The organism is Sphingopyxis sp. MG, assembly GCF_002953155.1.
GTDB lineage: Bacteria > Pseudomonadota > Alphaproteobacteria > Sphingomonadales > Sphingomonadaceae > Sphingopyxis > Sphingopyxis granuli.
In genome coordinates this window covers 3,292,601-3,304,179 of the sequence record NZ_CP026381.1, presented here as the reverse complement: position 1 = coordinate 3,304,179, position 11,579 = coordinate 3,292,601, and the positions used below count along the sequence as shown (strand labels likewise).

12 protein-coding genes and 1 pseudogene are annotated in these 11,579 nt (G+C 65.5%); 6 read left to right on the top strand and 7 right to left on the bottom strand.

Annotation, left to right across the window (positions count from 1 at the left end):
- Positions 1-56 precede the first annotated feature (56 nt).
- The gene (locus C3E99_RS15175; RefSeq protein ID WP_234002501.1) at positions 57-461 is read right to left on the bottom strand and encodes a hypothetical protein; all 405 of its coding nucleotides are present in this window, start codon (positions 459-461) and stop codon (positions 57-59) included.
- Positions 462-562: 101 nt separating this feature from the next.
- Positions 563-1,320 (bottom strand): IS5 family transposase gene (locus C3E99_RS15170; protein ID WP_104960022.1). Its coding sequence is split into 2 segments (ribosomal slippage): positions 563-987 and positions 987-1,320, totalling 759 coding nucleotides; the frame shifts between segments, so codons are not numbered across the junction.
- 62 nt (positions 1,321-1,382) lie between these two features.
- Between C3E99_RS15170 and C3E99_RS15165 the strand changes: the two are divergent.
- Both C3E99_RS15165 and C3E99_RS15160 read left to right on the top strand, forming a co-directional pair.
- Positions 1,383-1,514: pseudogene (locus C3E99_RS15165) on the top strand (P-type conjugative transfer protein TrbG); the annotation flags it as partial.
- Positions 1,511-2,386, top strand: a complete 876-nt coding sequence (locus C3E99_RS15160; RefSeq protein ID WP_234002500.1) for a hypothetical protein — start codon at positions 1,511-1,513, stop codon at positions 2,384-2,386. The pseudogene C3E99_RS15165 and the gene C3E99_RS15160, both read left to right, overlap by 4 nt.
- On the opposite strand, the gene C3E99_RS15155 is transcribed toward C3E99_RS15160, so the two are convergent.
- The 5 genes from C3E99_RS15155 to C3E99_RS15135 are packed head-to-tail and all read right to left on the bottom strand — an operon-like array spanning position 2,359 to position 6,502.
- Positions 2,359-3,306 (bottom strand): LysR family transcriptional regulator, encoded by a 948-nt coding sequence (locus tag C3E99_RS15155; protein ID WP_104960402.1) that lies wholly within the window; start codon positions 3,304-3,306, stop codon positions 2,359-2,361. The genes C3E99_RS15160 and C3E99_RS15155 overlap by 28 nt on opposite strands.
- 55 nt (positions 3,307-3,361) lie before the next feature.
- Positions 3,362-3,691 carry a carboxymuconolactone decarboxylase family protein gene (locus C3E99_RS15150; protein ID WP_007405944.1) on the bottom strand — a complete coding sequence of 110 codons (330 nt, stop codon included), beginning with the start codon at positions 3,689-3,691 and terminating at the stop codon, positions 3,362-3,364.
- Positions 3,692-3,732: 41 nt separating this feature from the next.
- Positions 3,733-4,998 carry a TolC family outer membrane protein gene (locus C3E99_RS15145; RefSeq protein WP_007405958.1) on the bottom strand — a complete coding sequence of 422 codons (1,266 nt, stop codon included), beginning with the start codon at positions 4,996-4,998 and terminating at the stop codon, positions 3,733-3,735.
- On the bottom strand, positions 4,995-5,198 hold the full coding sequence (locus C3E99_RS15140; RefSeq protein ID WP_007406016.1) for a YgaP family membrane protein: 204 nt from the start codon (positions 5,196-5,198) through the stop codon (positions 4,995-4,997). The genes C3E99_RS15145 and C3E99_RS15140 overlap by 4 nt, the downstream gene beginning before the upstream one ends.
- 26 nt (positions 5,199-5,224) lie before the next feature.
- Positions 5,225-6,502, bottom strand: a complete 1,278-nt coding sequence (locus tag C3E99_RS15135) for an NAD(P)/FAD-dependent oxidoreductase (RefSeq protein WP_007405978.1) — start codon at positions 6,500-6,502, stop codon at positions 5,225-5,227.
- 83 nt (positions 6,503-6,585) lie between these two features.
- Between C3E99_RS15135 and C3E99_RS15130 the strand changes: the two genes are divergently transcribed.
- From C3E99_RS15130 to C3E99_RS15115, 4 genes are read left to right on the top strand one after another with little or no spacing between them, the layout of a single operon-like run.
- Entirely contained in the window at positions 6,586-6,924 is a 339-nt protein-coding gene (locus C3E99_RS15130) for a rhodanese-like domain-containing protein (protein WP_007405942.1), read from the top strand.
- A 24-nt stretch (positions 6,925-6,948) separates the two neighbouring features.
- Positions 6,949-8,028: an efflux RND transporter periplasmic adaptor subunit gene (locus C3E99_RS15125; protein ID WP_007406015.1), complete on the top strand. Its 1,080-nt coding sequence runs from the start codon at positions 6,949-6,951 to the stop codon at positions 8,026-8,028.
- A complete protein-coding gene (locus C3E99_RS15120; protein ID WP_007405968.1) occupies positions 8,025-11,231 on the top strand; it encodes an efflux RND transporter permease subunit in 3,207 nt (1,068 codons plus the stop codon). Before C3E99_RS15125 ends, C3E99_RS15120 begins: the two co-directional genes overlap by 4 nt.
- Complete coding sequence (locus C3E99_RS15115) at positions 11,228-11,551, top strand: ArsR/SmtB family transcription factor (protein ID WP_007406003.1); 324 nt, start codon at positions 11,228-11,230, stop codon at positions 11,549-11,551. The genes C3E99_RS15120 and C3E99_RS15115 overlap by 4 nt, the downstream gene beginning before the upstream one ends.
- The last annotated feature ends 28 nt before the right edge of the window (positions 11,552-11,579 follow it).

The following is an 11,579-nucleotide window of genomic DNA, read 5'->3' as shown; positions in this document are numbered from 1 at the left end:
CCTGATCACATGGGACGCCCGATAGGGCGCCAATCAACGCGGAAATGTTGAGTGGATCAGGTGGAAGGCGGTCCGATCGCCGGTGGACGAAGGTAGATGCCGCGCCAGAGGACTATGCGCGGCGGAAGACGGAAACCCGTGGCGAGAATGAAGGCGATGACGAGCGCGAGCAGCAGAGGGTCGGCCGCCGCCAGCGTCGGCGACGACAGGCCGGTAAAGGCACAAGGCGCGTCCGCTTTCTGGTGCCCGTTCCCCTCGTCCTCATGCTCGCCGATCTTGCCCGGCAACTCCAGGGCGATTGTCTGCGGCCCCTGACCCGAGCAAAGCTGAACGAGGATCACGCCATTGGAAACAACGGGCATGAAACCCGCTGGCATCAACGCCTTGACGATCAGTGTGGCGCACAAAAGAAGCGCGCACAGCCAATGGTGCCGAACAAGGAATTTGCGGGCGCGAGTCACGAGGCACCGTCTATGCAGATATTGCCTCCATGTCGAGAATGCTGCGCGATGAGACGCTTATGCTCCGCACTATTGAAGTTGTTAGGGTCAGGACTCACTGATCAGAGCCAGAAGATGACGGTGGCTGCCAGGGCGATGGCGGAGAAGAAGACCGTTGGACAGCGGTCGTAGCGGGTAGCGACGCGGCGCCAGTCCTTCAGGCGCCCGAACATGATCTCGATACGGCTGCGGCGTCTGTACCGGCGCTTGTCGTATTTGACGGGTTTGAGTCGAGATTTTCGACCTGGGATGCAAGCTTCTATACCCTTTGCTTGTAAGGCATCCCTGAACCAGTCGGCGTCATAGCCACGATCGCCCAGCAGCCATCGCGCCTTCGGCAGATCATCCAGCAGCGCCGCCGCACCCGTGTAATCGCTGACTTGACCAGCGGTCATGAAGAAGCTGAGCGGGCGGCCGTTTGCGTCGGTGACGGCGTGGAGCTTCGTGTTCATGCCGCCCTTGGTGCGGCCGATCAGCCTCCCGAGATCCCCTTTTTAACCCGCAGGCTCGATGCCGTGCGGTGCGCCTTCAAATAGGTCGCATCGATCATGACTGTCTTCGGATCGGCGCCCTCGACAGCCAGTCCTTCCATCATGCGGAGGAAGATACCCATCTCACCCCAGCGCTTCCAACGGTTGTACAGTGTCTTGTGCGGACCGTAGTCCTTGGGCGCATCCCGCCAGCGCAGCCCATTGCGATTGACGAAAACGATGCCGCTCAACACCCGCCTATCATCAACGCGCGGTTTGCCGTGGCTCTTGGGAAAATAGGGCCGCAGACGCGCCATTTGCTCGTCCGTCAGCCAATACAGGTCGCTCATCTTCGGTCTCCTCACGGAGCCTGAATCAGATTGTGCGCCTCACATCAATGGGTCCTGACCCTAATTACCGCGTGCAGGGCCGCTACATGGTGGTGGACCGGCTGTTCGCCGCCGCCGAGCTGCGCCTGGGCGACCGCCGCAGCGAGCAGCGCGTCCGCATCGTGCGCGACGAAGGGCGCAGGGGGCGGCCGTGACCGATCCCGCCGACAATTCCCCGCCCGAGGCGGCCGCACCGCAAGCGCCGCGCCCCGATCCGCAAGCCTTCCAGCTTCGCGGCGACCCGCCGCGGGTCATGCGCCTGTCGCGCAAGGCGCTGGCCGCCCTCGGCGTCGTCGCCGGCCTCGGGATCGGCGGCTCGCTGATCTATGCGCTCAAGCCGGCCGGCGAGAAGGAGGCCAAGGAGCTTTACAACACCGACAGCCGCGCCACGTCCGAGACCATCACGTCGGGACCGCGCGACTATAGCCAGGCGCCGAAACTCGGCCCGCCGCTTCCCGGCGACCTCGGCCGCCCGATCGTCTCGGCCCAGCAGCGCGGGGAGAATGTCCCGGTCCCGCCGGTCGGCGCCCAGCCCGATCCGCGCGCGCAGGCTGAGGAAGCCGCCCGCCAGCGCGCGCAGCAGGAGCGCGACGCGGCGCGCATGAGCGGCGTGTTTCTCGGCGGCAGCAGCGCCGGGGCGTCTGCGATGCCGTCTCTGCCGAACCTCGCGATGGCGGCGCCCGACGCTGCCGCTCCGCAGCTCGCCGAGGCTGCGCAGGGCGACCAGGCCGCCAAGCGGGCCTTCATGGCGCAGGCGTCCAGCCAGCGCACCGTGAGCGTCGAGCGCCTGACCGCGCCGGCCTCGCCCAACATCGTGCAGGCGGGCATGCGCCGCGAAATACTGCGTCCCGCGCGGCGCGGCCGGCGCCGGGGCGGCGGCAGGCGGGCCGGCGACGATCGCCGTCCGTTCGACGGGAACGATCACCGGACGGAGAACGAAGCCCGCTCCGAATCCGATGATGAGCGTGACCAGCACGATGATGAGTGTCTTTCCTTGCGTCATGACGGCTCCTTTCCCGGTTGCTGAGAAGATGGCTGCGGCCCAGGCACGGACGGCATCGAATAGCGGGCGGTGACGAACTCAAGAAACCGGCGCAGCACCGGATTCTCATTGTCCTCGCGCCAATAGCCGGAGAAGCCGATCCGCGTGTGCCCGTTGGTCTCGTGGACCTCGCGGAAGACCACGCCGGGGACGTGGATGCCGAGCGCGGATTCCGCGACGATCGAGATATGTCCGCCGAGCGCGATGACGCTCAGCACGGTATCCCGCCTGATGTCGTCCATGTCGATCTCCGGCGAGTAGCCCGGCATCCCGAGCTTGCCCAGGAGCATGTTGCGCGTCTCCGGGCCGGGATCTTGCTCGGTGAGCAAGAACCGCTCGCCGGTCAGGTCGGTCCAGTGGATGCGTTCGCGCGTCGCAAGCGCGTGCGCTTCCGGCATCGCCACCAGGATGCGCTCGCTCCAGAAGGAGCGGCTCATCAGCCCCGGATGGGGCGCCTCGCCGATCATGATCGCGATGTCGAGCAGCCCGCTCTCGATGCCGGCCAGCAGCATATCGCGGTCGCGTTCGAACCCGCGCAGCTTCACCTCGGGATGGCGCCCACCGAACTCGCTCAGCGTGGCCCGCAGGTTGCCGGCCGAGAAGGAGGTGTAGAAGCCCACCGCCAGCTTGCCGGCATGGCCGTTGGTCGTGGCGCTGACCCAGGCGTCCAGCTCGTCCCACTCCTTCATGATCCGCTTGGCGACCCGCAGATAGGTCGCCCCGTCCGCCGTCAGGGTGGCGCCGCGCGTCTTGCGGTCGAACAGCGCCATGCCCAGCCGCTTCTCGGTTTTGAGGATGTAACGGCTCAGCGTCGGCTGCTTGATGTTGAGGTTGCGCGCCGCTCGGCTGAAGCTGCCCGCCTCAGCCGCCGCGATCAGGTAGCGGAGTTGGCGCAGCTCGATCATCGACGGCATCCGCTGCTGGACATCGTAAGCGGGCTGTAGGTTCCATCTACCGATCTCAGGTTCGATCCCCAGCGAATTGATCGAAGGCTTCCACGGCCTGGGCGGCATACATGAGGCTGGGACCGGCGCCCATGTAGAGGGCCATCCCCATCGTCTCCATCACCTCGGCGCGGGTCGCGCCCTTCTTGACCGCCGCCTTGGCATGAAAGGCCACGCAACCGTCGCAGCGGATCGCCACCGAGATGGCGAGGGCGTTCAGCTCCTTGGTCTTTACATCGAGCGCGCCGGCCTTGGTCGCCGCCTCCGCCATCGCGGAAAAGGCCGTCATCACTTCGGGGGTGCCGAGCCGCACTTCCTTGATGGCGCCGTTCAGTTCGGCGGCCATCTGAGGCCAATCCTTGTGCATAATGTCTCCCTTGGAAAAATTCAGCGCCCGAGCAGGGCGAGCAGCCGGTAGGCGGCAACGATACGATCACCCTGCGCCCTGGTTTCGCTCACGGCGGCCGCGGTCGCTTCGCGTTCGGCGTCGAGCAGATCGATTTGTGGCTTCATGCCGACGCGGACCTCATGGCGAACGCTGTCGCGGGCCTGCGCGGCGGCAAGGGCCTGCTGGCCTGCGGCGGTTTCGACCAGCATGGCGGAGCGCACGCCCTGAAAGGCGCTGATCGTCTGTTCGTCGACGGCGGACCGCGCCGCGCGCACGCGGGCGTCGGCGGCTCTGACCGCGCTGTCGGACTCGGTGATCTTCGCCGAGACGCGCCCGCCCGAGAACAATTGCCAGCGCGCCCGCACGCCCACCGTAGCACCATCGGCGCGATAGTCGGGGAAGAACTGATCGCGGATCGTCGAGCCTTCGGCGAACGCGCCGACCGTGGGGAGGCGTTCCGCTCGCGCACCTCTCGCACCAGCGCGAGCGGCCTCCAATGCAGCTTCAGCCTGGGCGAGAGCCGGGTTGTTTGCCCGCGCAATATCGAGCGCTTCATCGAGCGATCCGGGCATGGCCGGGTTTGCCGGAAGGGGCTGCAAATCCTGCGGCGCAAGGCCGGTCAGGTTGGTGAACCGCGCATCGGCCGAGACGGCAATCCCGCGCGCCGCTTCAAGCGCGGCCTGGGCTTCGGCGAGACGCGCGGTGGCCTGGGCGACGTCGGTGCTGGGGCTTTCGCCGGCCTTGAACCGAAGTCGGGCCTGGCGCTGGATCTCCTCCATCTGACCGACCATCTGTTCGTAAAGCGCGACCATCCGGTGCGTGGTCAGCACGTCGCCATAGGCTTGAACCGTCGCGACGACGATCTGGCTGCGCGTCATGCTCTCGCCAGCGTGCGCGGCCTCGCTCCCGGCTTTCGCCTGCGCGATCCCGGCGCTGACCCTGCCGCCCATGAACAAGGGTTGCTCGATGGTGAGCTGCGCGGTGCGGGGGGTGACGTTCGCAGCCGGAAGCCCGAAATAGCCCTGCGGATCGAGACGGCCATAACCGATCGTCCCGCTCAGCGTGGCGCTGGGGAGGCCCTGGCCTCTGGCTTCCTTGATCCGGGCATCGGCGGCATCCGCATCCGCACGCGCCGCTTCGATTTCGGGCGCATGGTTCATGGCGGCCGCGATCGCCTCTTCGAGCGTCGTCGCCTGGGCTGGCATGGCGACGCTCGCGAGCAGGAAGGCCAAGAGGGGGAAGGGGATCGCCCGCTTGCGGATCATTTGAAGGCGGTCCCCGGACGGATGCCCAGCGCCTTGAACACCATCGCGGCGGGGCAGAAGCCGGTGAAACTCGCCTGGATCATGTTGAGGCCGGCGAAAGCGGTGAGCGCGATCCACCATGGATGGACGGTCAGCGACAGGACCACACCCAGCAGCACGACACATCCGGCGAACGCCATCACGGCACGATCGAGAGTCATCTTTGCACTCCTTCGCTAAACGACGATCAGAAACGCAGCTTGCGGATGCCCATGACGTGGAGCGCCAGCTTCTCGTAGAAAGGCTCGCTCTCGCCCTTGCGGACTTTGCGCAGGAAATATTTCTCGAAGCCGATCTTGGCCAAATGGACCCATTTGCCACTGGCGGACCAGTTGACGTTGCGCGGCGGAATCTGGGGCTGGGCGACGAAGGCCACGCCGCCATCGCCGAAATCGGCGAGGCAGACCGCGTTCCATGTCGCTTCGGCGGTCGGCTCCTTGCCTTCGAGGACCGAGGCGAGGTTGGCGGCGATCGCCGTCACCATGGATTCGATCATGAAGCCGGTCTTGGGCACGCCCACCGGCACCGGGGTCGGACCCGTCGGGGGAATGGCGACGCAGACGCCGAGCGCGAAGACTTCGGGGAAGGCGGGATTGCGCTGGTGCTTGTCGACGATGATGAAACCGCGCGGATTGGTCAGGCCCTCGATGTCGCGGACGGCGGGGACGCCGCGGAAGGCGGGAAGCAGCATCGAATAGCCGAACGGCAGATCATGCGCCTTCTTGACCGAGCCGTCATCATTCACTTCCTCGACGTGCATGACGCCGGCGTCGACCTTGTTGACGCGGGCATTGGTAATCCACTTGATATGACGGTCGCGCAGCTCGCTTTCGAGCAGCGACTTGGTGTCGCCGACGCCATCGAGGCCGAGATGTCCGATATAGGGTTCGGCGGTGACGAAGGTCATCGGCACCTTGTCGCGAATCTTGCGGCGGCGCAGCTCGGTGTCGAGGATCAGCGCGAATTCATAGGCAGGGCCGTAGCAGGACGCGCCCTGGACCGCGCCGACGACGATCGGGCCGGGATTTTCCACGAAGGCGTCGAAGGCATCGGCCGCGTCGGCGGCATGGGCGGTCTGGCAGACCGAGACGGTATGGCCTTCCGGCCCGAGGCCTTCGATCTCGTCGAACGCCAGATCGGGTCCGGTCGCGATTACAAGATAGTCGTAACTGATTGATGTTCCGTCATTGAGTTCGAGTCGCTTTTCGCTCGCATGGAGCCGCTTGGCGCCGACCGAGGTGAAGCCGATCTTCTTTTTCGCGAACACCGGGGGGAGATGGACCTGTATCGCTTCCGGCTCGCGCCAGCGCACGGCGACCCACGGATTGGAGGGGATGAAACTGTATGTATCGGTGTCGGATACGGTCATCACGTCGGCGCGACCTTTGACGGCGGCCTTGATCTCATAGGAGGCGATCGTGCCTCCCAGACCTGCGCCCAATACCACGATCAACGGCTTGCCCATCTGCGATCCTTCCTCATCTCAATGACATTGACTAATATAATCATTACACGTTATATGCAATCCACAAACTGAAAGAGGCAACCATGTTCGGATTCAAGAAACGTGATGCTCACCGCGAGATCGGCCCCGCCGAGCTGGACGCCATGCTGAAGGACGGCAAGGCGCTGCTGATCGACGTGCGCGAGGCCGGCGAGTTCGCGACCGGCCACATCGCAGGCGCAGTAAACATGCCGCTGTCGGGCTTTTCACCTCGTAACATCCCTGATCCCGAAGGCCGGACGGTCGTGCTCCAATGCGCGGGCGGGCGGCGTTCAGGACAAGCGCTTGACCAGTGCGTGCAGGCCCAGAGCGCGATCGACACGCATCTCGCCGGCGGCATCGGCGCATGGAAAGACGCCGGTTTGCCGGTGGTCGGCGGCTAAGCGCGAAAGAGGGGAATGAGTGGCATGATGAGCGGCGGGGGCAAGTGGCTCTGGTTGGCAAGCGCCGCGCTGGCGCTGTCGGCGTGCGGTAGCAAGCCGGAGCAGGAACAGGCGGCGGCGACATTGCCCGCAGGCGACATGGTGCGACTCGTCCCCAAGGAGATCGCGGACATGAAGGCGGTTGGCGCGGAGATCGCCACCCGCGACCAGGCCGAAGTCCTCGCCCGCATCCCCGGCATATTGACCTCCCTTTCGGTGCGCGCCGGAGACACGGTGCAGAAGGGCCAGCGCATCGGCATGATCGTCGACTCGCGGCTTGGCTATGAGACGAGCGCCTATGGTGCGCAGGCCGCCGCCGCTCAGGCCGAAGCCGCGCGTGCCAATGCGGACCTCGCGCGCATCCGCGACCTCTACAACAATGGCGTCTATGCGAAGGCGCGTCTGGATCAGGCCGTCGCCGCCGCTCGCGCAGCCGACGCGCAGGTTGCCGCCGCGCGCGCGCAGCAGGGCGCGAGCGCCAGCGTCGCGGGGCAGGGGGCGGTGATCGCACCTGCAAGCGGGCGGGTCTTGCGCGCCGATATTCCCGCAGGCGCGCCGGTCGCGCCGGGCATGTCGATCGCCACCGTCACCGCAGGCCCCCCGGTCCTGCGCCTGATGCTGCCGGAATCGGTCGCGGGGAAGGTCCGCCCCGGCGCGCGCGTGATCGTCAACGACACAGCCCTAAATGATACAGGCTTGAATAATGCAGGGGTGCCTTCTGGGTCGCACCAGGGCAGCGTGACGCAGGTCTATCCTGCGATCACCGGAGGCCAGGTTCGCGTCGATGCGACGCTGCCTGGCCTCTCAACCCAATTTGTCGGCCGCCGCGTGAGCGCGTCGGTCGAGATCGGCACGCGCAAGGCGCTGGTGGTGCCGCGCACGTTTGTCACGACAAGCTATGGGATAGATCAGGTCCAGGTGGTGAGCGAAGGCAAAAGGCTCAGCATGGTGCCGGTGCAGATCGCGCCCACAGCCGACCCCGCCATGGTCGAGATATTGAGCGGCGTGTCTGCCGGCGACACGCTGTTTGCCCCCGGTAAGTCTGCCAAGGCTGCGCGCCCATGAATCTCGGCATTTCCGGTCGCCTCACCAGGGCCACCATTGCCTCGCCCTTGACGCCGCTGTTCCTTCTCGCGGCGATCGCCGTTGGTCTGCTGGCTCTTCTTTCCATCCCCCGGGAAGAGGAGCCGCAGATCAGCGTGCCGATGGTGGACATTCAGGTGATGGCCCCAGGCCTCTCCGCCGCGGACGCGACCGAACTGGTCGGCATCCCGCTCGAGACGATCGTCAAGAGCGTCGATGGCGTCGAGCATGTCTATACGCAGGCGCAGGATGACGGCGTGCTGGTGACGGCGCGCTTCCTCGTCGGATCGAACCCCGAGGACGCGGCGATCCGCATCGAGGAAAAGCTGCGCGCCAATTGGGACAGGAAGCCCGTCGGCATCCCCGATCCCAAGGTTACGGTGCGCGGCATCAACGATGTCCCCACGGTTGTCCTGACCCTGACGCCCAAGCCCGGAGCGGCGGGTCAATGGAACGACGCGAGCCTCTACGAGCTGGCCTCGAAGTTGCGCACCGAGATCGCCAAGGTCGATAATGTCGGCATCAGCTTCCTCGTTGGCGGACGCCCCGAGGAAATCCGCATCGCGCCGGACCCGGCGAAGCTGCGCCAATATGGCGTGCCGCTGGGCAGCGTGATCGAGGCGGCGAGCCAGGCCAACCGGAGCTTCCCGCTGGGCAACATCCGCGAGGATGGAAAAGCCGTCGGCGTGACCGCGGGCCGCACGCTGTCGTCGGCGCAGGAAGTGGGACTGCTCACCGTGCGGTCCGGCACCGGCGCGCCCGTCTATCTGCGTGATGTCGCGAGCGTCACGCAGGGGCCGCGCGAGGATCAGGCCCGCGCGTGGCGCTGGGCGAAGTCCGAGAATGGAAAGTGGAATTCGGCGCCTGCCGTCAGCATCGCTTTCGCCAAGCGTGCAGGGGCCAATGCCGTTGTCGTCTCCGACGCCATCCTTGAGCGCGTCGAGAGCCTGAAAGGCAAGCTGATCCCCGATGATGTCACGGTCGCGGTCACGCGCAACTATGGCGAGACGGCAAACGAGAAGGCGAACGAGCTGCTGTTCCATCTGGCGCTGGCGACCGTTTCGATCGTGGTGCTGATCGGCTTCGCGATCGGTTGGCGCGAGGCCGGTGTGACCGCCGTGGTCATCCCGACGACGATCCTGCTGACCATGTTCGCTTCGAACCTCATGGGCTACACGATCAACCGCGTCAGCCTGTTCGCGCTCATCTTCTCCATCGGCATCCTCGTGGACGACGCGATTGTGATGATCGAGAACATCGCCCGCCATTGGGCGATGGACGATGATCGCAGCCGCACCCAGGCGGCGATCGAGGCGGTGGCGGAAGTCGGCAATCCGACCGTGGTCGCGACCCTGACCGTTGTCGCGGCGCTGCTGCCCATGCTGTTCGTGTCGGGTTTGATGGGGCCGTATATGGCGCCGATCCCGGTCAACGCTTCGGCCGCGATGATTTTTTCCTTCTTCGTCGCCGTCGTCATTGCGCCGTGGTTGATGATCCGCTTTGCCCGCAAAACGCTGGCAGCGGGCCACGGCCACGATGAAAGCGGCGGTAAGCTGGGGCAGCTCTATGCGCGCGTCGCGCATCGCGTGATCGACACCCGCAAGTCGGCGCGCAACTTCCTGATCGGCGTCGGCGTAGCGACGCTGGTCGCCTGTTCGATGTTCTACTTCAAGGCTGTGACTGTGAAGCTGCTCCCCTTCGACAACAAGTCGGAGGTTCAGGTCGTGGTCGACATGCCCGAGGGCACCGCGCTCGAAAATACGGGCCGCGTGCTGGAAGACGTTGCCGGCATCGTGCGCGGACTGCCCGAGGCGACGTCGATGGAGGCCTATGTCGGCACATCGGCGCCGTTCAACTTCAACGGCCTTGTCCGGCACTACTTCCTGCGCTCGCAGCCCGAACAGGGAGACGTCATGGTTACGCTGCTGCCCAAGGGCGACCGCAGCCGGTCCAGCCACCAGATCGCGCTTGACCTGCGCCAGAGATTGAAGGCGCTGAAGCTGCCTGAAACCGCGTCGATCAAGGTGGTCGAGACGCCTCCGGGGCCGCCCGTGCTCGCGACCTTGCTCGCCGAGGTCTATGGCCCCGATGCGGCCACGCGCGAGAAGACGGCGACCGAGCTTGAGAAGATTTTCAAGTCCGTCCCCTTCATCGTCGACGTCGACAACAGTTTTGGAACGCCGCGACCCAAGCTGCGCCTCGACATCCAGCGCGACCGCATCGACTATTATGGCCTCTCGCAGCGCCAGATCGCCGACAGCATCGGGATGCTCATGGGAAGCCAGACGGTTGGCTATGCGCCGCGCGGTGATGGCCGCACGCCGCTTCCGATCACCATCGCGCTCGAACAGAAGGATCGGAGCTGGACGCAGGCTTTGTCGAGCACGCCCGTCGCGCAAACGCCGGGCGGCCAGCTCATCGACCTGGGCGCGGTGGTCGATGCTCGCACCGAGACGGGAAGCCCCGCCATATTCCGTCGCGACGGCCGCTATGCCGACATGGTGACGGCCGAGCTTGCCGGGGCCTATGAAGCGCCGATCTACGGTATGTTGGCCGTCGATCGCGCCGTGGACGACCATGATTGGGCCGCGAAAGGCCTGGTGAAGCCGCAAATCCGCCTCAATGGGCAACCCGAGGACGAAAGCGTGCCGTCGATGCTCTGGGACGGCGAATGGGAGATCACCTGGGTCACGTTCCGCGACATGGGCGGGGCCTTCATGGTCGCCTTGCTGGGGATCTACATCCTTGTCGTCGCGCAGTTCAGGAGCTTCCGCCTGCCGCTGGTCATCCTGACCCCGGTGCCGCTTACCCTTGTCGGTATCGTCATCGGGCACATGCTGTTCCGCGCGCCGTTCACCGCGACGTCGATGATCGGCTTCATCGCACTCGCCGGCATCATCGTGCGAAACTCTATCCTGCTGGTCGACTTCATCAGGCATTCGGCCACTCCGGACAAATCCCTGCGCGATGTCCTGATCGAAGCGGGGACGATCCGGTTCAAGCCGATCGTCCTCACGGCCGTCGCGGCGATGATCGGCGCGGCCGTGATCCTGACCGACCCGATCTTTCAGGGCCTCGCTATTTCGCTGCTGTTCGGCCTTGCGTCCTCGACGCTGCTGACCGTGCTGGTTATTCCGGCCATTTACATTGTGCTCCGAGATGATGGGAAGCCCGCAACCAGATGATGCCGCTCGATACGCCCTTCGCGCTCCTCGCTCAGCACGCCGCCCAAGCGGCGAGTGTGCTGAAGCTGCTTGCCAATGAACAGCGCTTGCTGATTCTGTGCCGGTTGACGCAGGGTGAATTTGCCGTCGGGCAGATGGTGGAGCTGTGCGAGCAATCGCAGTCCAGCGTATCGCAGCATCTTGGGAAGCTGCGCGAAGGTGGCTTGGTCAAGACCCGCCGTGATGGCACGACCATCTACTACAGCCTCGCCGACGACGACGTTCGCAAGCTGATCGACATGCTGTGCGATCGCTTCGGGCCGGCTGCTGGGCAGTCCTGAGAAATCCCGATGCGCCGCGTGGCCCTTC